This window comes from Streptomyces sp. NPDC051921 (assembly GCF_040680975.1).
In the GTDB taxonomy this organism is placed as follows: Bacteria; Actinomycetota; Actinomycetes; order Streptomycetales; family Streptomycetaceae; genus Streptomyces.
Genome location: NZ_JBFAXU010000002.1, coordinates 454,215 through 474,842 on the forward strand (window position 1 = coordinate 454,215; position 20,628 = coordinate 474,842).

Consider the following 20,628-nt stretch of genomic DNA (forward strand, 5'->3'; position numbering starts at 1 on the left):
TGTATCTGGCCAGTAACAAGCGGCGGAGGGAGGTCGACCGCTTAGTGAACGGGCTCTGCGGGGTCGACGGAAGGCGCCTTCGGGACGGTCGGCACCGGCATCAGAACGGGCCCGGCCGCCCCGGGATCCCTGCGGCAGACGTCGCCGCACTCGGCGTCGAGCGAGCAGCACAGCGAGCAGACCGGGCCGGAATGCGCGGGGCAGTCCACGATGTCGGGCAGCTCGTACGCGGTCTCGCAGACCCCGCACACATGGGTCGCCGTCTCGTCGGCCACGTCCGCGCCGGGGCCGTTCACCGGGTTCGGCCGGGCCAGGTAGTACCGCCCCTTCGTCGCCCAGGCGATCAGCGGGCACAGCACCAGGGCGAGACCGGCGGCGATGAAGGTCGAGAAGGCCTGCGCGTACGTCCCGAAGAGACCGAAGAAGGCCAGGATGGAGACCACGGAGGCGACCGCCATCGCACCGAAGCCGGCCGGATTCACGGCGTGGAGATACGCCCGCTTGAACTCGATGTAGGGCGGGCTCCAGCCGGCCCGCTTGTTGATGACGAGGTCGGCGGCGACGGCCGCGATCCAGGCGATGCCGACGTTGGAGTAGAAGCCCAGCAGTTCGCCCAGGGCCGCGAACATGTTCATCTCCATCAGCGTCAGCGCGATGGCGAGGTTGAGGAAGATGTACCAGACCCGGCCCGGGTGGCGGTGGGTCACCCGGGAGAAGAAGTTCGACCAGGAAAGCGAGCCGCTGTAGGCGTTGGTCACATTGATCTTGATCTGCGAGACGATCACGAACAGCGCGGCGGCCGGCAGTGCGAAGGAGCCGAGCCACGGCTTGAGCGCCTCGATCTGCGGGGCGATCGGCTCCAGCGCGTGGGTCTTGCCGACGGCTTCCAGGGCGACGAACGCGAGGAGGGCGCCGCCGAGCTGCTTGGCCGCACCGATGACCACCCAGCCGGGTCCGGCGGCGAGCACGGCGAGGTTCCAGCGCCGCCTGTTCTCCGCGGTCTTCGCGGGCATGAACCGCAGATAGTCGGCCTGCTCCCCGATCTGCGCGATGAGGGACAGGGCGACGCCGGTGCCGAGCCCGAAGCCGATCCACGAGAAGCCGGCGCCCGCCCCCTCCGTACCGCCGAAGGAGGCGAAGGCGCCCCAGGCGTCCGGGGCCTCGAAGGCGAGCACGAGGAAGGGCAGCACCATGCCGACGATCCACAGGGGCTGGGTCCAGGCCTGCACCTTGGCGAGGGCGCCCATGCCGCGGAAGACGATCGGGATGACGATCAGCGTCGTGACCAGATAGCCGAGCTCGACCGGCAGCCCCACGGCCTGGTGCATGGCCTGGGCCATGATCGAGCCTTCGAGCGCGAAGAAGATGAAGGTGAAGGAGGCGTAGATGAGCGAGGTGAGGGTGGAGCCGAAGTAGCCGAAACCGGCACCCCGCGTGATGAGGTCCATGTCCAGGCCGTAGCGGGCGCAGGCGCGGGCGATCGGGATGCCGGTGAGGAAGATGATCACGGCGGCGGTCAGGATCGAGGCGAGACCGCTGGTGAAGCCGTACGTGAAGACGATCGAGGCGCCGATGGCGAAGTCGGCGAGATAGGCGATCCCGCCGAGGGCGGTGCCGGCGACCGTGCCGGGCGACCAGCGCCGGAAGGAGTGCGGGGCGTAGCGCAGCGAGTAGTCCTCGCGACTCTCGTCGGCGGCCAGCCGCGCGTAGCGGCGGCGTGGCGGCGGGGCCGCCGAGGAGGAGGTGTCACGGGTGACCGTGTCCGTCATGGGGGCTCCTGTCGTCCGGCCGGGGTGCGGGTACGGACGTGGAAGCTAGGAGCGGGGCATGACGAACCGTCGCGGTCCGGCGTTGCCCACGCGTTACGGAATCCGACACCCCGTCAACTCGACGTGAACCCGCCCGGACACGCCGCACCGCGCAGCGGCCGGCGTGCGCCCGTCACCGCACCGGCAGGTGGTACGCGATCCGGTAGCGATCAGCCGGGACGACCACGTCGGCGGTCTCGACGGCCAGGCCCGACGCGTAGTAGGTCCGTGCGACGACCATCACCACATGGCCGGGCACGCCCCCGAGGGTCAGCAGCTCCTCCGCGAGGCCGGGGCGCGCGCCGACCTCCTCCACCACGTTGTCCACGACCACGTCGATCGCGGCCATCCGCTCGACCACGCCACAGCCGCCCAGCGGGCCCTCCTCGGGCAGCATCACCGGGGTCCTGCCGGTGACCGAGAGCGGCTCCCAGGAGGTGGACAGCATCATCGGCTCGCCGCCGTCCCGGAACACGTACCGCGTGCGCATCACCCGCTCCCCCGGCTCGATGCCGAGCCGGGCGGCGACCTCGGCGCTCGCCGGCTCCTGCTCGCTGCTCGACTCCCAGGTGCCGCGCACCCCTTCGGCCGCCTGCTCCTGCCGGAAGGGGTTGGCGCCGGACGGGGGCCGGTACCCGGAGCGGGCGATCCGGCGGGGCACGGGACGCTCGCGCACGTAGGTGCCCGAGCCCGAGCGCCCCTCGACCAAACCCTCCGCCATGAGGACCTTGCGCGCCTCCAGTGCGACGGTGTCCGAGACCCCGTACTCCTCGCGGATGCGCGCCTGCGAGGGGAGCCGGGTGTGCGGGGGAAGCGAGCCGTTGGCGATCTTCTCCCGGAGATCGCTCGCCACGCGCAGATAGGCGGGCTGCTCACCGAACGTCACTGGACACTCCCCTCAGCCTGACTGTGAGCTACAGCCTGACAACCGAGGGTGCGCAGCCGCAAGCATGGGCCAGAGTTTCACCCGAAGTGATGATTTGCCTTTACGCAAACCCTCGCCGCAGGTATAGCCACCGAACTCCCGTCGGAATCCTTGACGTTAATGGTCCAGACCAATACGTTCCTGTCCGCACAGCTCCCTTCCGGCACCCGCACAGGAACGAGCCCCATGCGTCGCAGAACCCTTTCCCGGCTGTCCGTCGCCGCCGTCTCCCTCGGCCTCCTCGCCACCCTCGCGCCCTCCGCCGGCGCCGCCCCTGACGCCACGGCAGCCCACGACCACGTGGCGAAACCCGCGTACAAGCGCGTCGGCTACTTCACCCAATGGGGCGTCTACGGACGGAACTTCCAGGTCAAGGACCTGGACACGAGCGGCACCGCGGCCAAGCTGAGCCACATCAACTACGCCTTCGGCAACATCGGCGCGGACGGCAGGTGCTTCACCGGCAACGTCCCCGGCGAGGCCGACGCCTGGGCCGACTACGTCCGCCCGCTCGACGCCGCCGGATCGGTCGACGGTGTCGCCGACGCCCCGGACCAGCCGCTGGCCGGCAACTTCAACCAGCTGCGCGAGCTGAAGGCCAAGCACCCCGGCCTCAAGGTGATGATCTCGCTGGGCGGTTGGAGCTGGTCCACCCACTTCTCGGACGCGGCCCGCACCCCCGCCTCCCGCAAGGCCCTCGTCGCCTCCTGCATCGACCTCTACATCAAGGGCAACCTTCCGGCCGACGGCGCCCGCGGCGGCGCGGGAGCCGCCGCGGGCCTGTTCGACGGCATCGACATCGACTGGGAGTGGCCCGGCTCGGCCGGCGACACCGACACCGTCTTCCGCCCCGAGGACAAGCAGAACTTCACCGCGCTCGTACGGGAGTTCCGCACCCAGCTCGACGCCTACGCGCGGTCCCAGAAGAAGCGCGGACACTACGAGCTGTCGGCCTTCGTGCCGACCGCACCCGCCAAGATCGACGCGGGGTTCGAGGTCAGGAAGATCATGCGCGACCTCGACTTCGTCAACCTCCAGGGCTACGACTTCCACGGCAGCTGGGAGTCCACCACAGCCCAGCAGTCCGCGCTGTTCGCCCCTCAGGGCGACTTCAGCGTCGACCAGACCGTGAACGACTGGCTGCGGCGCGGCGCGCCCGCCCGCAAGCTGGTGGTCGGCATGCCGTTCTACGGGCAGGGCTGGACGGGGGTGACCGGCGGCGGCGACGGCCTCGGTCAGGCCGCCACGGGCGCCGCGCCCGGTACCTGGGCGGCCGGCTCGGAGGACTACAAGGCCCTCAAGAAGCTCGCGCAGGCCGGCGGGTACACCGTCCACCGCGACCGGAGGAACGGCCACGCCTGGCTCTTCGACGGCACGACCCTGTGGACGTACGACGACCCGAAGGTGCTGCGCGCCAAGTCGGCGTACGTACGCGCCAAGGGCCTCGGCGGCGCGATGTTCTGGTCGCTCGACGGCGACACCCCGGACGGCGAACTGATCACGGCGGTCGACGGCGTCCTGGGCGGCCGCCACTGAGACGACGGCCCCGCCGAGCAGCAGCACCACGACACCCGGCCCGACGGCCGCCACTCGGACGGCAGCCACGGTGGCACCGGCCCGTGCAGCAGCTCCAGGGCGCCCGACCCCGCCGCCCGCCGCTCGGGCGGCAGCCACCACTGCCCCGCCGAGCGGCACCCCCCACCACGGCACCGGCCCGACGGCCGCCACTCGGGGGGCCTGCGGAGCGGCCCCCGCTCAGCCGGCGGAACAGCGGCCCCCGCTCGGCTGAGTCCTCCCACCCGGCGCCCTGGGGGCGTCACCCGGACCGCGGGCCGAACCCGCCGCCGACGGTCCGGCCGGGGCGGCGGTCGGTCACGGGCCGCCGCCCCGGCCGCCGTCCCCGGCCCGCAGCCGAGGGGGCCGGGTCTCCTCCTGAGACCCGGCCCCCTCGGCCCACGCCGTCCTGCGGCGCACGCGCGCCCGCTCAGACCTTCTCGCCGCTGTCCTCCAGCGTGTCGGTGAGGCCGAGCGCCGAGCGCGGGGCGGTCTCGAAGTCCGTCGAGAGAGCGTCGTAGGCCACGTCGTACGAGTCCCAGAACGCGTCCGCGTCCTTGGCCGTCGCGAGCTTGTGCCACGTCCGCGCGGCCGCGTCCAGCTTCTTCGCCAGCTCGCCGACCGGCTTCGCGGACGTGCCGGACCAGGTGTGCCCGCGCAGGCCGGCGCTCGCCGTGGTCACCGCGTGGTGCACCTTCTGCGCCCAGGCCTTGTTGGCCGCCAGGTCCGCGTCCGCGTCCTCCTCGGGTTCCTCGACGACGACGAGGTCGATCGGGTTCACGGTCTTCAGGTAGTGCAGCTGGTGGGCGTCGAGGGTGGTCTCGTCGCTGCGCAGGGAGCCGGTGGTCGCCGTCTTCTCGGTGGCGAACGCGCAGGTCACCGTCCGGTCACCGGCCCGCCAGCTCTGCTTGCTCGGCAGGTAGTAGTAGGTCACCGTCGACTCCGGGACCGCCCAGGTGTCCAGCGCGTACGCGCTGTTCATCGCGTCGCAGCGCTTCTCCGCGATGCGGTCGATCGCGTCCTCACCGGGCCACGAGGAGAAGCCGGTGACCTTGAAGCTGCCGGTCGCCTCGCCCTCGTGCGGCTTGGTGCACGGCACCGTCTTCACGTCGGTGGTGTACGTCTCCAGCTTGCCGTCGATGCGGAAGCAGTCGCCCTTGCGCAGCGAGAACGGCGAGTCGGCGGCCGCGGCCTCGTCGAAGCCCTTCTTGAAGTCCCGCCAGGCGTTGCCGAACCCGCCGGTCACGAGCCCGAGGATCATCATCAGGCAGGCGAGCGAGGAGAGGACGATGCCGGCGACGGCGAGCCCCTGGCCCTTCTGCTGCCGCTTCTTGATCTGAGGCAGGGCGATCAGGCCGAAGACCAGGCCGAGGGGCGGCAGGCAGCACACGATGCCGGAGACGAGGGAGGCGACGGCGAGACCGTTGGTGGTCTGCCGGGGCGCCCCGTAGGGCCCTGGCCCGCCCGGGCCGCCGGGTCCGTAGGGCCCGTACGGGCCGGGCGGCGGCGAGGTGTACGGCCCCGGAGCCCCGTACGGGCCGGGGGCGGCGTACGGCCCGGTCGTCGGCGCCTGACCGGGCGCGGGCCAGCCCGCCGGCGACGGCTGCGAGGGCTGCTGCGGGGCCGGAGAATCCTGAGGCGGCTGGGACGGGTCCACGAGTACGGTGCTCCTGTTGGGGCGGGAGAGTGCGGGAATCGAACGGGCGCGCGCATCGTACGTGGTCCGTGGGTGGGGGCGACATGCGGGTCTCGACGGTACGGGCGGTCAACCGGCTCGCGGCCCGCTGGGCCGGCGCCCTGCCGCCGGACGGCCGGGACACGGTGCTGTCCGCGACCGGCGTCTGGCCGCTGCTCGCCTTCCTCGCGGACGGCGCCGCCGGACCGGCCCGGGACGAGCTGGAGGACGCGCTCGGTCTGCCGGCCGACCGGGCGGCGGAGGCGGCGCGCGAACTGCTCGCCGGACTCGGGGCGGTCCGCGGGGTCGCCTCGGCCGTCGGCCTGTGGGTCCGCCCGGACCTGGAGCTGCGCGCACCCTGGGCGGCGGGCCTGCCGGCGGCGACGCTGGGTCGCTTCACCGGGGACGACGCGGCCGACCAGAAGGTCCTCGACGCCTGGGCGGCCGAGTGCACGCAGGGCCTGATCCCGTCGATGCCCGTCACCGTGGACGAGGAGACCGAGCTGGTCCTCGCCTCGGCCCAGGCCGTACGGACGTCGTGGCTGCAGCCGTTCTGGACACACCGGGCGCGGGCGGGGGACGGACCGTGGGCGGACCGGACGATCCCCTGGCTGCACCGGTCCACCTCGCTGCTCGACCGGGTCGGCGTGGCGGAGACGGCGGCGGGCCCGCTCACGGTCCTCAAGGTCCTCGGCGACACGGGGGTCGACGTGCATCTCCTCCTCGGCACCGAGGAGGCGCAGGTCGGCGCCGTGCTGCGGGCCGGGCTCGACGTGCTCGGGGGTGGCCGTCCGCTCCTCACCGGCGACCGGCTGCCGCCCGGCGGGACGGGTCCGGGGCTGTCGGTCGACACGGTGCCCAGCACCGACCGGTACCCGCGGCTCGCCGTGTCGATGCCTGCCTTCTCGCTCGACGCCTCCCACGATCTCCTGGCGCACCGCGAGGTGTTCGGCCTGACGACCGCGAGCGACACCCGCCGCGGGCACTTCCCCGGCGTCGCCGAGGAGCCGCTGGCGATCGCGCAGGGCCGTCAGTCGGCGATGGCCCGCTTCGACGCGGAGGGCTTCGTGGCGGCGTCGGTGACCGGGCTCGGCATGGCGGGCGGGGGCGCCCCCGCCGCCCCGTACCGGATCCGCCGGGTGCGTCTCGCCCTGGACCGCCCCTTCGGCTTCCTCGCCGTGCACCGCACCTCGCGGCTGGTCCTGACGGCGGGCTGGGTGGCACAGCCGTGACGAAGGGGCGGCCGCCGTACCGGCGACCGCCCCTCCCTCACAGGCTCACGAACGCGACTTCAGGCGTCAGAACTGCAGGGCCCAGGAGTCGATCTTGCCCGTGTCCAGGTTGGCGTTGTCGGTGACGCGGAGCTTCCACGTGCCGTTGGCGACCTCGGAGGAGGCGTTCACGGTGTACGTGGTGTTGATGTTGTCCGCGCTGCCGCCGGTGCCGAAGGCCTTCAGCGTGTACGCCGAGCCGTCGGGGGCGATCAGCTGGACCTGGAGGTCACCGATGTAGGTGTGGACGATGTTCACCGGCACCTGGAGGGCCGACGGGGCGTTGCCCGAGACGCCGCTGACGGTGACCGGGGACTCGACCGTCGCGTTGTCGTTGATCGCGAAGTCCGCGGTGTTCTCGAAGCGCGGGCCGGGCGGGGTGGTCGTGCCGCCGCCGACGTACAGCAGGCGGTTCGGGGAGCCGGTGCCCGGGCTGGTGACCACGTTCGGGGTGGCGGCGTTGACGAGCGCCGTGGCGACCGCCGACGGGCTCGCCGTCGGGTTGTCGGCCAGGTAGAGGGCGGCGGCACCGGCGACGTGCGGGGTGGCCATCGACGTGCCGGAGATGGTGTTGGTGGCCGTGTCGCTGGTGTTCCAGGAGGACTTGATCGAGGAACCAGGGGCGAACAGGTCCAGAAGGCTGCCGTAGTTCGAGTAGCTGGCCTTGGCGTCGGTCGAGGTGGTGGCGCCGACCGTGATGGCCTCGGAGACGCGCGCCGGCGAGTGGTTGTTCGCGTTGTCGGTCTCGTTGCCGGCGGCGACCGCGTAGGTGACGCCGGAGGCGATCGAGCGGCGGACGGCGTCGTCGAGGACGGTGTCGACGCCGCCGCCGAGGCTCATGTTGGCGACGGCCGGCTTCACGGCGTTCTGGGTCACCCAGTCGATGCCGGCGACGACCTGCTCGGTGGTGCCGGAGCCGGAGTTGTCGAGGACGCGGACGCCGACGATCTTCGCCTTCTTGGCGACGCCGTACGAGTTGCCCGCGACGGTGCCGGCGACGTGCGTGCCGTGGCCGTGCCCGTCCTGGGCCGTGTTGTCGTTGTCGATCGCGTCGTAGCCGTAGGAGGCCCGGCCGCCGAAGTCGCCGTGGGTGATGCGGACGCCGGTGTCGATGATGTACGCCGTGACGCCCTGGCCCGCGGTGTCCGGGTAGGTGTAGCTCTGGTTGAGCGGGAGGGCCTTCTGGTCGATCCGGTCGAGGCCCCAGGACGGCGGGGAGGGCTGCGTGCCGTCGATGTGGAAGACGCGGTTCTGACTGACGGACTCGACGGCCGGGTCGGCGGCGAGCTTCTTCGCCTGCGCCTCGGAGAGTTCGACCGAGTAGCCGTTGAGGGCCGCGGTGTACGTGCGCTTGATCTTGGCGCCGAACTTCGTCGCGACGGCCCGTCCCTTCGCGGTCTCCGCCTGGGCGGCGGACTCGCGCAGGGTGACGATGTAGCTGTTGGCGACGGTCCCTTCCGCGCCGGCGTTCAGGATGACGCCTTCGGCGGTGGTCCCGGCGGCGGTGGCCGGGAGGGCGGACAGGGAGCCGAGCGCGAGGGCTGCGACGGCTATGGCACCGGCCGCGGCGAGTCTGCGCCGCGAGTCACGCATCACGGACATGTGAGGGGTCCTCCTCATTGGTGGTGCGCTGCTGTGGGGGTCGTGGAGCTGTGGAACGGGTGGGGCCGTGGAACGGGTGGGGCCGTGGAACCGGCAACATTCAGTCAGGGACATGACAAGACAACAGGGAGAGGTCCCCGCCGCCCGCCGTCTCCGGCCGCGTGTCCGGCTGCCGAGACGAAAGATTGACCGATCCATAGGAATCCCACAAGGGCCTCGGGCGGGACGTAACGCCCCCGCCACACGCCTGCCATGCTGGGGATCATGACCGCCTACGTGTGCCCCCGCTGCCGGACGCACGCCCCCGCGTCCGCCCTCACCTGGTGTTGTCCGAACTGCCGTGGCCCCTGGGACCTCGACTTCACCGCCGCGCCGGTGCCACTCGCGTCCCTCCCGTCACGTGTGAATTCCTTGTGGCGGTACGCGGAGGCCCTGCCGCTCGCCACCGCGACGCCCCGGGGGACCCTCGGAGAGGGCCGCACACCGCTGGTGCCGCTCACCGACACGGTTTCGGCCAAACTCGACTTCCTCATGCCCACGTTGTCCTTCAAGGACCGGGGCGCCGTCATGCTCGCCGAGCTGGCACACCGGCTGCGGCCGCGCACCGTGATCGCCGACAGCAGCGGCAACGCGGGCACGGCGGTGGCCGCCTACTGCGCCCGGGCCGGGCTCGACTGCGCCGTGTACGTACCGGAGGGGACCTCCGCCAAGAAGCTGGAGCAGATCCGCGCCCACGGCGCCCGGACGGGCGTGGTGGCCGGCGACCGCGAGGCCGCGGCCCGAGCAGCCCGCGAGGCGGCCGACGAGCCCGGGGTGTTCTACGCCTCGCACGTCTACAACCCGCACTTCCTGCACGGCACGAAGACCTACGCGTACGAGCTGTGGGAGGACCTCGGCGGCCGGCTCCCGGACACTCTCGTCGTCCCCGTCGGCAACGGGACGCTGCTGCTCGGCGCGGCCCTCGCCGTCGAGGAGCTGCACGCCCACGGACTCGTCGACCGCCGCCCCACGCTCGTCGCCGTACAGGCCGAGGCCGTCTCCCCGCTCGCCCACGCCTTCCGCGCGGGCGCCGACGAGCTGCCGGGACCGGCGGAGACGCGCCCCACCCTCGCCGAGGGCATCGCCATCCCGAACCCGCCGCGCGCGGCGCAGATCCTGCGGGCGGTACGGCGCTCCGGCGGCACCTTCCTCACGGTGACGGAGGACCAGATCCGCGCCGCCCAGGCGGACCTGGCACGGCGCGGCCTGTACGTGGAGCCGACGGGCGTCGCCTGCTGGGCGGCCGTACGCGCCGCGCCACGCCCGGGGACCATCGTGGTCCCGCTGTGCGGCGCGGGCGCCAAGACGGGCCTGGCGGCTCAGTCGGTCCAATAGGTGTCGTGCTTGACGAAGAACTCCGTACGCTCCTCGTCCGTCATGCCGGCCACCGTCGACACCTTCTCGAAGTACTGCTCGCGGGGTGCGCCGGGTGCGAACAGCAGCAGCATGGAGGCCGGTTCGTCGGCGTCGTTCCGGAAGGCGTGCAGGCCACCGGTCGGCACGTAGAGGAAGTCGCCCTTCTTCGCGTCGACCCACCGCTCGCCGTCGTAGAGCCGCACGGTGCCGTCGAGGACGAAGAACGTCTCGGAGATGGTCCGGTGGAAGTGCGTGGCCGGGCCGCCCGCCCTGGCCTGCATGTCGATCCGGTAGAGCCCGAACTCGCCGCCCGTGGAAGCGGTGGTGGCCAGGTAGTGCGTCCGCGTGCCGCCCGGCGAGACGAACTCCGGCGGCGTGCCGGCGGGCCGGAAGGCGGCGCTGATCTCGCCCGTCTCGCCGTGGTAGCGGGCTTCGGGGTACGACATGGCGGCTCCGTTCGTCGACGACACGCGGGACGGTCCCGCCTTCTACGGAACCGCCCCCGCGCCGGTGGTCATTCCCGCCCGCGCGTCCGGTCAGAACTCGTCGGCACCGTTGCGGAGTTCCGGCGTCCAGTACCCCGTCCTGGCGGCGGCCTCGTCGACGGCCAGCCCACCGGCGGGCGCCTTGACGACGACGCTGCCCTCGGCGGGGTCGGCGCCGGCGAAGAGGTTCACGTTGAACGAGCTGACGACCTTGTTGTCCTCGTGCACGCCGCCGAGCGCGATCCGCACGTTGGCGTACGCCGGGGCGCCCGGCTCCAGGACGACGGGCGCAGCCGGCTTGCTCTTGGCCACGGCCGGAACGTCCTTGGCGGTCTGGATCTCACCGAAGGCGATCAGCGGGTAGCCGTCGAGCCGGCAGGCGCGGCCGGAGGTGTTGGTCGCGGTGAGCACGATGTGCTCGGTGGGCGTCTCGTCCACCTTGGCTGCGGTGATCTTCACGTCCTTGTAGGTGCAGGACGCGGCCTTGGAGGAGCTCTTCTGGGAGGCCTTCGTGGTGGAGGACCCGCCGGTCCCGTTGTCGCCGCCGGTGGTGGACCCATGCGCGGTGGACCCACCGCCCGTGGTGCCGTCCCCCGCCACGACCGAAGAGGTGGACGCCGAAGAGGAGGCGGAGGCGGTCGGCGCGGCGCCGGCCGCGCCCTCGTCCCGGGTCGCGTCGCTCCCGCCGCAGGCGGTCAGGCCCAGCGAGAGGGCGGCGACGCCGGCGACGGCCAGGACGGTGTACTTGCGGTGCGTACGCATGGTGGTTTCTCCCCCGAGTGAAAGGTTCGGACGGCCCCGAACCCGGTGCCAGGTACACCTTCCCGTCCGCCCTTGCCGTCCCGCTTGCGTACGGCTAACGCCCCGCTGTCGCCCGCCAGGCCTGCCCGCCGACGACCGGAATCCGCCCACCGCGACCGGAGCCACCTTCGGCGGCGTCACCCGAACGCCCCCGCCGCGTTGCCCGTCCCCCGCCCCGGCCGTCGCATGGAAGGTGGGGAAGAACGAGCAGTCACCGGGGGCCACCGGAAGGCAGGAAGGCCGCTATGTACGTGCGCACCATCTACGCAACGGGTGATCCGGCTCGGCTCGACGAGGTCGCCGACGCGCTCCGGACCGAAGGGCGCGAGCTGCTGTCGGCGCAGCCGGGCTTCCGGGGCATGGGCCTGTTCGTCGACCGCGAGGTCGGCAAGCTCCTGGTGGGGTCGTGGTGGGAGGACGAGGCGTCCCGGCAGGCCAGCGACGAGAGCCTGCGCGAGCGGCGGGCCGAGATGCTGTCGCCCTTCGCGACGACGGCCACGGTCGACAACTGGCAGGCGGCCGTCGCCCGCCGTCGCGAGGACCTCGGCCCCGGCGCGGGCTTCCGACTGGTCCGGATGGACGTCGCGCCGGCCGACGTGGACCTTCTGGTGACGGCGTTCCGGGAGACCGCGCTGCCCAGGGTGGAGGCGATGCCCGGCTTCAAGGGCATCTCCCTGCTCGTCGACCGCGACCACGGCAGGGCCGCGGTCGGCGGCCTCTTCGCCGACCGCGCCTCGCTCGCGGCGTCCCGCAGCCCCGTGGCCGCGGTCCGCGGCGAGACCACGGCCAAGGCCCGCGTCACCACCCGCAGCCTCGAGGAGTTCGACACGCTCCTCGCCACGGCAGTCCCGCACGTCTGAGCGCGGGGACGCCCGGCGGGCCGGCTCCCCGAAGGAGCCGGCCCGGGCGTCATTCGCCCAGGAGCCGAGCGGTACGGGCGTCGAGTTCCTCGCGAACCCTGCGGGCGTGCTCGGCCCGCGCCTGGTAGCGGGCGTGGCCCAGCCGGGCCTTGTCCTCCTCGGCGCGCACCTCGGCGGCGTACCGCCGGACCTCGTGCTCGATCGCCGCCACCTGGCGCTGGACGTCCTGGTCCTCCAGGTGGATGCGCTGGTTCGCCTCACGCCGCTCGCCGAGCCTGCGGTCGTACTCGGAAGGGCCGCTCATCAGCTTGGCGAGCACCGGCATCGCGTCGACCAGGAGCAGCACGGCGTGCAGCAGGAACATCATGAAGAGGGCGAAGCCGTCCGACCACGCCACCGTCGACAGGGCCTCGGCGCGTAGCAGCAGTCCGTCGTGCTGCTGCGACTTCTCCCGCTCCGCGACCTTCGCGTCGATCGCCTTCTTGACGTCCGCCCGGTAGGCGTTGCCGGTGTCGATCAGCTGCTCGGCCAGGGTGTTGCCCTTGGCGACGAGCTCGGCACGCTTCCCCTCGTACTCGGCCACCTTGCTCGTCCGCCGGTACGCGCTGGTGTCGGCGCGGGCACGCTCGCAGGTCTCGGTGGTGTCCCAGCCGTTGCCCCGCCAGATCCACCGCTCCTTGGCACACTCGCGCCGCTCGGTGGCCAGCTTCTTGTCGAGGGCGTCGTTGTACGTCGCGATCTGCCGGTCCAGGCGCGCGACGGCGCCGTTGTTGTCGGCGATGTCCTCCTTGATCGAGGCCGGCGCGCCCTTCACCGTCAGGTGGAAGTCGCCGCAGTCGGCGCGGTCCGTCGTGTCCTTGCCGTCGAGGGGGTTGCAGGCGGTGAGGCCGCCCCGGAAGTCGGCGAGGTCGCGCTCCCGGGCGACCGCCATCTCCTGGCGTATCTCCCGGTCGAAGATCTGGAACAGCAGCGGTTCGGCGATGGTGAGGCCGAGCACCACGGAAAGGAACAGCCGCGGCACCAGCATGCGGACCGCCCGTCCGCCGGTGTAGCCGTGGGTGCTGGAGACCAGCCAGCTGTCCAGTGCCAGCACGATCCACGCCCACACCAGGCCGACGACGACCGCCACCACGACGGGCGTGCCCTCCCGGACGGTACCGATCGCCATGGCCATGGACGCCCCGCCCAGCAGCGCGGTGTTGAGGACGATCGCGCCGTACCAGGTGTAGCGGGCGCGTTCGGCGCTCTCCCGGTCGAGGATCTCCTCGCGGATGCCGATCAGACGCCGCAGGAACACGGCGGGACCGCGGCCGCTCCGGCGGGCACCCCGCAGACGCCGCGCGGGCCCTGCCCCGGCCGTCCACGCGTCGTAGTCCTCCTCGGGCGGGCGTACGGGGGTGTCAGCGGCCACGCTCCTCCCTCCCCGCTTCACCGAGGTCGTCGTCGGCGATCACGGGACGGTGCGCGGGTCCGTCCACGTCGACGTCGCGGTCACCGTCGGTGTCGCCGTCGCGAGCGGACCGGTCCCGGCGGGCGTACCCGTCGCCGTACCGGTCGTCCTCGTGCGGTGCTCCGCGCCCGCCGTCGCGCGGGGTGTGCTCCGCTCCGTACTCCCCCTTCTCGTACGTGGCCTCCTTGTACTCGCCCTTCTCGTAGGGCGCCTCCTCGTCGTACGACGGGCGGCGCTCGTCCGAGCGGTCGGTGGACGGACCGCCGTCGCCGCCCTCCAGCTGCGGGGCGGGGCCGGACGCCGCCACCTGCGGCGCGGCGGGCGGCTCCTGGTCGAGGACGCCCTGTCCGGAACTGAGGCGCTCGACGAAGGCACGCGCGTCGAGCGGCGCGTTGTCGAGAAGGCCACGGTTGATCATCTGACGGCCCAGCTCCTGGTTGACGCTGTCGCGCCGGTCGGCCCGGTGACGCCGTTCGGCCCGCTCGGCCAGCACGTCCTCGCGCTGCTCCGCGCGCCGCCGCAGCCGGTCCTCGCGGTCCGCGGCCCGCTGCTCGCGCTGCTCCTCGCGGGCGGCGTCGAGCTCGGCACGGCGGTCCTGGCGGGCGACGTCCAGGTGCCGGTCCTCGCGCTCCAGGCTGTAGCGGAGGTCCTCCCGCTCCGCCTGGCGACGCCGCTCGGCGTACTCCCAGCGGCGCTCCTCGTCCTCGCGCTCCCGATCGCGCCGCAGCCGGTCGCTGTCGCGCTGCCGCTCGGCCAGATCGGAGTACGAGATCTCGCCCCTGCGCAGGGCGAGGACGTCCGTGTTGGCGGGGTCGGTGCCGAAGTCCTCGATGTCCTTGATCGCCTCGTTGCGGTCGAACTCGTTGTCCTTGCGCCTGAGGACGTGGGTGTAGTGCTGGTCCTCGGCGTCGGCCTTCTGGGCGTACGCCCGCTTGATGTCCTCCAGTTCCTGCTGGTGCCGCATCTCCAGCGCCCTGCGCTCGGCGGCCATCCGCTCGCGCTCCTTCTCGCGCTCGTGCTCCATCAGCGCGCGCTCGCGGCGCACCGCCTCCTTCACCCGGTCCTGCTCGGCCTCGCGCCGCTCCTCGTCGGCGCGGCGGCGCTGCGCGGCGAACTCCTCCGGGGTGAGGACCGTCAGGTACGGGTCGCCGACCGAGAGCCCGGCGATCCGCGGCGGTTCCATCTCCAGGTACGCGATCAGGCGGGCGGTCAGTCGACGGGAGACCTCCTTGCCCGCGTCGAGGGGCCACTCCTGGGTGACGTCCGTGAGTCCGGGCAGCGCCCGGAGGTATCCGAGCAGCCGGGACTCCACGTCGGTGACACCCTCGCGGACGACGGCCACGGGATCGGTGACCGTGCAGTGGAAGGCGACCTGCACGGTGAAGCCGTCCGTCTCGGCGGACGGCACGTCGGTGCCGACGGTGACGGGCACGGCGGTGCGGCAGTCCACGACCGTGACCGACCCGGCGCTCAGGACGGCCTCGTCCTCGGGCCCGCGGACGCCGTGGTCGGTGAGGTACTGGTCGCCGGTGCGGTAGACGAGCACCTGGTGGGCGGCGACGCGGGGCAGTTCGTCGTACGAGCGGGCCGGCCGGCTCCAGAACCGGCGGCCGGTGCGGGGGGCGGGAGCGAGAACGCGCTCCTCCACCAGGGGATAGGTCCTGCGGATCGTGGTCATCGTGGGTGGCTGTCCTTCACACAGTCCAGGGCGCCGAGCAGGGCCGCCATGCAGTCCGGATCGGTGGCGCGAGCGTGACGGGAAGCCGCAAGCCGGCCCAACTCACCTGAGACCAAGGAGTGTTCGACTTGCGGTAACGCGGCGGCGAGGGCGTGACCGAGTCGCGCGGCCGCCGTGGTGGGGTCGGAGGTCACGGCGGGCAGCGCGCGGGCCGTGACGAGGAGGGCGGACAGGGCGCTCCTGCGCAGCGGCCGGTAACAGAGGGTCGCCGCCCACAGCTCGGCGACGATCTCGGTCTCCTCGGGCCGGTCTGCGAGGTAGCGGGCGACGGCGGGACGCCCCGAGAGCGGTTCGGTGACGGTGAAGACCCACAGGGCGGTTTCGAGGACGAGCAGACCGCTGTGCGAATAGGCGGCCGACCGGGTGCGCCGTTCCTCCCTGATGCGGTGCGCGAGGGCTCGGAGCACCCGGCCGGCGTCCGCCTGGCAGCCGACCAGCGTCAGGAACAGCTGCGCCCAGGCCCGCAGCCCGAGGGCGCGCTCCTCCCGCTTGTCGAGCACGCCGCTGCGGAGCACCGCCCAGAGCCACTTCACGGCGTCGGTGGGGAAGGTGACGCCGAGCTGGCCGCTGAACGCCAGGAGCGCCGTGCCCCGCAGCGTGGGGTGGGCCGACTGCGCCCACGTGCGGACCAGCGTGAGCGCCGCGGCGGCCTGCGTCTCCTCCAGGCACATGTACCACAGCACGTACAGCGCGAGGTTCTGCCCCCGCTCGCCGCCCTCGCCCCGCGCCCACGGGTCGAGATAACTCTGCACGACCTCGTCGAAGGCGATGTGCCCGAGCAGCGTGAGCCCGGTGGCGATGGAGTGCTGCAGCGCGGGGTCGGGGTCGGCCTCGACGACCGCCCCCAGCCAGTGCCGGACCGCGTCCCAGTATTCGGTGGGCTGGTCGCGCCACAGCGCCTGCAGCACCCAGCGGCGCAGCTCGGCGTCGGCGAAGACCATGACCTCGCGGGTGGTCGCGCCGTAGACGTGCATCTCGGTGGTGATCAGGTCGTTGCGGGCGAGGGAGCGGCGCCGGTCCACCGGACGGGCCCGCCGCGGCTGCGGCTCCTGGACGTCGCCGGTCGTCCGCCCCGCGGTGTCGAGGGCGTCGGCAGCGACCGGCGCGCGCTCCGGCATGAAGTACACGGGTTCGAGCAGCCGCTCCAGGATGCCCTGCAGCGATTCGAAGGCACGCCGCCCGATGCCGGGGGCGAAAGCGAGCGTGGTGACCTCGGCGATCTCGCGCAGGCTCCGCTCCTCCTCGACGCCGAACCACTCCTGGACCGCCTGCGGCGCGCTGCCGCTGTGCTCCTTCCACGCCTGGTCGGGGTCGGCGCCCGCCGCGATCCGCTGCGCCGCCTCGGCCACCACCGCGATGGGGCAGCGGGGCGGGATGCCGGCCACGGCCCGCGCGACGATCTCCTGCGGGACACGGGCCTGCACCAACCGGGCCCGTACCACCTTGTCCAGGGCCGGGGGCCGCCAGGACAGATGGCGTACGGCCTCCGGGGGGAACCCGTCCACGCCGTGCACGGTGGTGATCACGAGGCGAGCCCGGTGGCGCCGCACCTGGTCGCGCACGCGGCGCCAGTCGAAGTCCGACGAGGGACCGGCGGTGCCCCCGGTGCCACCGAGGGCGCCGGCCGTCTCGGTGCGGTCGAGGACGACATAGCCGACGCCCGCGTCGAAGGTGCGCTCCGCGAGCTGGTCGAGGCTGATGTCGGGCGAGAGCACCACGTAGTCGGCGGACGGGCCGACGGTCTCCCGGAGCAGGGCGACCGCGCCGGACCGCTTGCCCGTGCCCTGGGGACCGGTCAGGACGACGACGCCGGTACGGGACAGCTCGCGGGCCGCGTCGTCAAAGCAGTCGGGGCGGATGTACGAGCGCAACAGGCCGTCGATCTCGTCCCCTTCGAGGAGGCCGGTGGCCGCGCGGGCACGCCCGGACCGCTCCGCGGCGGTGGCGATGCCGAAATGGGCACGGCCGTGGTACTGGGGGCCGTAGAAGTTGTTGTAGACGTGGTTGTCACCGCCGGAGGAAGCCGTCGACGGGGACCCGGAAGGGGCCGCGGACGGGGGCGCGGGCGCCTCGGGGACGGGGCGGGGACCGGCGGTCCCGTTCGCCTCGTCGGCTAACTGCGGGCGCTCATCGGACACTCCGCTTCCCTCCCCCTCGTCGCCGTCGTCTCCCACCGGCCGATCCGTGGACCCCACGCGGCACCCCCGTCTCCTCGTCCGCTCCGATCACTTGGAAATCCCGAAGACGACGTTCCCGTTGATGACGGTTCCGTACAGATTGGTGGTGGCGGTGTCGCCGCCGTCGCGGGCCGGCGCCGGCTCGGGCGCCGGGGCCGGTGCCGTGGCGGCGGCCGCGGGCGCAGCGGCGGCCGCGGGCTCGCCGGAGCCCGCCGGGGAGACGGAACCGGATTCCGGATCGCCGAGGTCCATGGCGTGCACGTCGTGTCCCGGCACCCAGAGCCAGGCCCGCCCCCGGTACTCCTTCTTCTCGATGACGACCTCGCGGAACTCCTCGGGCCGGAAGTTGGTGTACCCCTGGGCGACGAGCTCCGTGAAGACCGGTGCGGACAGCGCGACGGCGAGCGCCGCGTCCGGCGTCGCCGCGAGGGCGCGCCGCAGCGGGTCGCTCTCCAGGATGCGGGAGATCTCGACGGGCGCGGGGCCCACGAAACCGTTGGGCGCGGCCGAGGCCGGACCGAAGTGCACGGCGGCGCGCAGCGCGAGCCGCGCGCCGGGCACACGGTCGCGATTGTGGGCGCGCAGCCCGGCGTCCAGCCGGCGCATGAACGGCTCGACGAGCGCCTGCTCGTCGGAACCGGACGGCAGCACCGCGAACTCGGAGTCCCCCGCGACCTGGCGGACCCACGAGGCCCGGTCGAGGCCCGCCGCCTCGGCGGCCTCCGACAGGAGCCGGGGCAACGCCGTATGGATGTCGCGCTGCCGCGCGGTGTCCGCGCTCCCGTATCCCCGCGCGTCGACGGCGAGCAGCAGCCGCCTGTCGAACACACCCATCGCACCTACAGACATCCCGTCCTCCTCGTCCGTCACATCGGGAGGACAGCATGCCGCACCCTCAACTTATCTGCGAACGAGGTCAGTTACGGCACACAAGCCGAAGCGGCAGGCTTCTCCCGGACCGCTGCCCACCCCCGTGGGGCAGCGGTCACCCTGCCAGTCGTACACCGGGACCGAGCCCCGCACCCCGTGGAAGTACGGGATCTCGCGATGTCGCCCGATCCCGTAGATGTGCCTGGTCCGGACGGCGCGTCGACGGCTCAATGGAACTCCGTCCGAACGCCGTTGGAGGTTCCATGACATCCGTCCCGCCCACCCCGCCCCCGTCGGTGCCCGCCCCCTCGGGTCCCGCCCGGTCGGCACCCGCCCCGTCGGTGCCCGCCCCGTCGGGTCCCGCCCTGCCGGCACCCGCCCCGTCGGTGCCCGCCCCGTCGGGTCCCGCCCGCACCACCGCCTCGCACGCGATGCTGCCCGTCCTGCAGACCGCGCACCAGCACGCCGACGCCAAGGCCGGCATCCTCTCCGCCGTGCAGGCGGCTCTCGTGGGTACGGCGGGCCTGTGGAGCGAGACGGCGCTCGACGGCTGGCGGCGTGGCGGCCCGCTCGGCTGGACGGCCGGCGTCCTGCTCGTCCTCTTCGTCTGCGGCCTCTTCGGCGGCGCGGCCTCGCTCGCGCTGGCGCTCCGACCGCGGATCTGGCGGCCCACCGGCCCCAACGACTACAGCTTCGTGCGGCTGGCCACCGCCCCGGACCTGTTACCGCTCACCGCTCCGGCACCCTCGCCGTCCGACGAGGACGAGCTGCAGCTGCGCGCGATGATCCGTTTCCTCTCCGAGGTGGCCCTGCGGAAGTACCGCTGCGTGACGGCGGCCGTGATGTGCACCGCGGTGATGGGAACCACCGCCGGCCTCTGTCTGCTGCTACGGCCGCTCCTCGGCTGATCCGCGGAGCCGTCGCGGGTCGGGCGTCAAGGGCTCGGTGAGGTCCGCCGCCCGGGCGAGCCGGACGAGGTCGTGCACGGTGGTCGTCCGGTATCCGGTTCCGAGCAGTCCCTCGTCCCGCAGCTCGCGCAGCCCCTTGTGCACCGTGGTCTCGGCTGCGCCGGTGAGCGCGGCGAGCTCGGGCTGGGTGAGCTGGAAGCCGATCACATGCCCGCCGCCCGGCTCGGGCCGCCCGTATCCGACGGCGAACTCCACCAGCAGCCGCGCGAGACGCACCTTCACCGGGTAGCCCCGGAACTCCAGCCGGCGCCGGTTGGCCCAGCGCAGCCGGTCGGCCACGATCCGGGTCAGCGCCATCGCCACCTCGGGACGCCGCATCATGAGCCCGTGGAGGGCCCCGGGCCCGATCACCCGCGCCCGTAACGGCCCGCAGGCCACGACCCCGGCCGACCTCGGAGCCCCGTCGAGTGCGGCCATCTCCCCGACGCTGTCACCCCCGACGCGGACGGCGAGCAGCGACTCCTGCCCGTTCTCGACCGTCGCGGTGACCTTGGCGAACCCGCTGAGAATCACGTACAGATGCCGGTCCGTGGCGCCCTCGGTGAGCATCACGTCCCCGGTTCCGAGGGTCAACTCCGAACCCAGGCCGAGCAGTTCGGTCCGCGCGGGAGCGGACAGCACCCCGAGCAGACTTCGTTCCGGCCATCCCCACTCGTCATCCGACCCCACGGTCACTCCTCCGCGCCCACGTGCCCGACGGCCAAGGCTAGCCCCGTTCCCGGTCGTCGGACGGCCGTCGGCCCGTGAACGCAGAAAAGCCCCGCACCATGAGGTGCGGGGCTTTCCCACAATGATTGTTCGGCGGCGTCCTACTCTCCCACAGGGTCCCCCCTGCAGTACCATCGGCGCTGAAAGGCTTAGCTTCCGGGTTCGGAATGTAACCGGGCGTTTCCCTAACGCTATGACCACCGAAACACTATGAAGTTGAACTCGACCGGCAAAGGGAGTTCGCAACTTCAGAACTAACACAGTGGACGCGAGCAACTGAGGACAAGCCCTCGGCCTATTAGTACCGGTCAGCTCCACCCATTACTGGGCTTCCACATCCG

The 20,628-nt window shown here is 72.7% G+C and carries 16 protein-coding genes and 1 rRNA gene; 5 read left to right on the forward strand and 12 right to left on the reverse strand.

What is annotated here, in order from left to right; all coding sequences use genetic code 11:
• Nucleotides 1-41: 41 nt before the first annotated feature.
• Nucleotides 42-1,769, reverse strand: a complete 1,728-nt coding sequence (locus AB0M16_RS04685) for a hypothetical protein (protein ID WP_365338682.1) — start codon at nt 1,767-1,769, stop codon at nt 42-44.
• 172 nt (nt 1,770-1,941) lie between these two features.
• Nucleotides 1,942-2,694, reverse strand: coding sequence for a GntR family transcriptional regulator (locus AB0M16_RS04690; RefSeq protein ID WP_365338684.1), 753 nt, complete (start codon nt 2,692-2,694; stop codon nt 1,942-1,944).
• A 225-nt stretch (nt 2,695-2,919) separates the two neighbouring features.
• Here AB0M16_RS04690 and AB0M16_RS04695 point away from each other — a divergent pair, with 225 nt between their 5' ends.
• Complete coding sequence (locus AB0M16_RS04695) at nt 2,920-4,269, forward strand: glycoside hydrolase family 18 protein (protein WP_365338686.1); 1,350 nt, start codon at nt 2,920-2,922, stop codon at nt 4,267-4,269.
• A gap of 448 nt (nt 4,270-4,717) precedes the next feature.
• Here the strand turns inward: AB0M16_RS04695 and AB0M16_RS04700 are convergent, their stop codons facing one another.
• Nucleotides 4,718-5,944: a DUF4190 domain-containing protein gene (locus AB0M16_RS04700; RefSeq protein ID WP_365338688.1), complete on the reverse strand. Its 1,227-nt coding sequence runs from the start codon at nt 5,942-5,944 to the stop codon at nt 4,718-4,720.
• 83 nt (nt 5,945-6,027) lie between these two features.
• Between AB0M16_RS04700 and AB0M16_RS04705 the strand changes: the two genes are divergently transcribed.
• On the forward strand, nt 6,028-7,194 hold the full coding sequence (locus AB0M16_RS04705; RefSeq protein ID WP_365338690.1) for a serpin family protein: 1,167 nt from the start codon (nt 6,028-6,030) through the stop codon (nt 7,192-7,194).
• Between the two features lie 66 nt (nt 7,195-7,260).
• On the opposite strand, the gene AB0M16_RS04710 is transcribed toward AB0M16_RS04705, so the two are convergent.
• Entirely contained in the window at nt 7,261-8,835 is a 1,575-nt protein-coding gene (locus AB0M16_RS04710) for a S8 family serine peptidase (RefSeq protein ID WP_365338692.1), read from the reverse strand.
• A gap of 252 nt (nt 8,836-9,087) precedes the next feature.
• On the opposite strand from AB0M16_RS04710, the gene AB0M16_RS04715 reads away from it, so the two are divergent.
• A complete protein-coding gene (locus AB0M16_RS04715) occupies nt 9,088-10,209 on the forward strand; it encodes a threonine synthase (RefSeq protein ID WP_365338694.1) in 1,122 nt (373 codons plus the stop codon).
• On the opposite strand, the gene AB0M16_RS04720 is transcribed toward AB0M16_RS04715, so the two are convergent.
• Both AB0M16_RS04720 and AB0M16_RS04725 read right to left on the reverse strand, forming a co-directional pair.
• A complete protein-coding gene (locus tag AB0M16_RS04720) occupies nt 10,194-10,676 on the reverse strand; it encodes a cupin domain-containing protein (protein ID WP_365338696.1) in 483 nt (160 codons plus the stop codon). The genes AB0M16_RS04715 and AB0M16_RS04720 overlap by 16 nt on opposite strands.
• A gap of 90 nt (nt 10,677-10,766) precedes the next feature.
• Nucleotides 10,767-11,477, reverse strand: coding sequence for a DUF4232 domain-containing protein (locus AB0M16_RS04725; RefSeq protein WP_365338698.1), 711 nt, complete (start codon nt 11,475-11,477; stop codon nt 10,767-10,769).
• 284 nt (nt 11,478-11,761) lie between these two features.
• On the opposite strand from AB0M16_RS04725, the gene AB0M16_RS04730 reads away from it, so the two are divergent.
• A complete protein-coding gene (locus AB0M16_RS04730; RefSeq protein ID WP_365338700.1) occupies nt 11,762-12,376 on the forward strand; it encodes an antibiotic biosynthesis monooxygenase in 615 nt (204 codons plus the stop codon).
• Between the two features lie 49 nt (nt 12,377-12,425).
• On the opposite strand, the gene AB0M16_RS04735 is transcribed toward AB0M16_RS04730, so the two are convergent.
• From AB0M16_RS04735 to AB0M16_RS04750, 4 genes are all read right to left on the reverse strand, one after another.
• The gene (locus AB0M16_RS04735; RefSeq protein ID WP_365338702.1) at nt 12,426-13,787 is read right to left on the reverse strand and encodes a DUF4407 domain-containing protein; all 1,362 of its coding nucleotides are present in this window, start codon (nt 13,785-13,787) and stop codon (nt 12,426-12,428) included.
• Entirely contained in the window at nt 13,777-15,504 is a 1,728-nt protein-coding gene (locus tag AB0M16_RS04740; protein WP_365338704.1) for a hypothetical protein, read from the reverse strand. Before AB0M16_RS04740 ends, AB0M16_RS04735 begins: the two co-directional genes overlap by 11 nt.
• On the reverse strand, nt 15,501-17,702 hold the full coding sequence (locus tag AB0M16_RS04745) for a hypothetical protein (protein ID WP_365338706.1): 2,202 nt from the start codon (nt 17,700-17,702) through the stop codon (nt 15,501-15,503). The genes AB0M16_RS04740 and AB0M16_RS04745 overlap by 4 nt, the downstream gene beginning before the upstream one ends.
• 87 nt (nt 17,703-17,789) lie before the next feature.
• A complete protein-coding gene (locus AB0M16_RS04750; RefSeq protein ID WP_365338709.1) occupies nt 17,790-18,590 on the reverse strand; it encodes a hypothetical protein in 801 nt (266 codons plus the stop codon).
• Nucleotides 18,591-18,874: 284 nt separating this feature from the next.
• Here AB0M16_RS04750 and AB0M16_RS04755 point away from each other — a divergent pair, with 284 nt between their 5' ends.
• Nucleotides 18,875-19,519 carry a Pycsar system effector family protein gene (locus AB0M16_RS04755; protein ID WP_365338711.1) on the forward strand — a complete coding sequence of 215 codons (645 nt, stop codon included), beginning with the start codon at nt 18,875-18,877 and terminating at the stop codon, nt 19,517-19,519.
• Here AB0M16_RS04755 and AB0M16_RS04760 read toward each other — a convergent pair.
• Together AB0M16_RS04760 and rrf are read right to left on the reverse strand one after the other, a co-directional pair.
• Entirely contained in the window at nt 19,499-20,248 is a 750-nt protein-coding gene (locus AB0M16_RS04760) for a Crp/Fnr family transcriptional regulator (protein WP_365338713.1), read from the reverse strand. The genes AB0M16_RS04755 and AB0M16_RS04760 overlap by 21 nt on opposite strands.
• Before the next feature lie 127 nt (nt 20,249-20,375).
• Nucleotides 20,376-20,492 (reverse strand): 5S ribosomal RNA (gene rrf, locus AB0M16_RS04765).
• Nucleotides 20,493-20,628 lie beyond the last annotated feature (136 nt).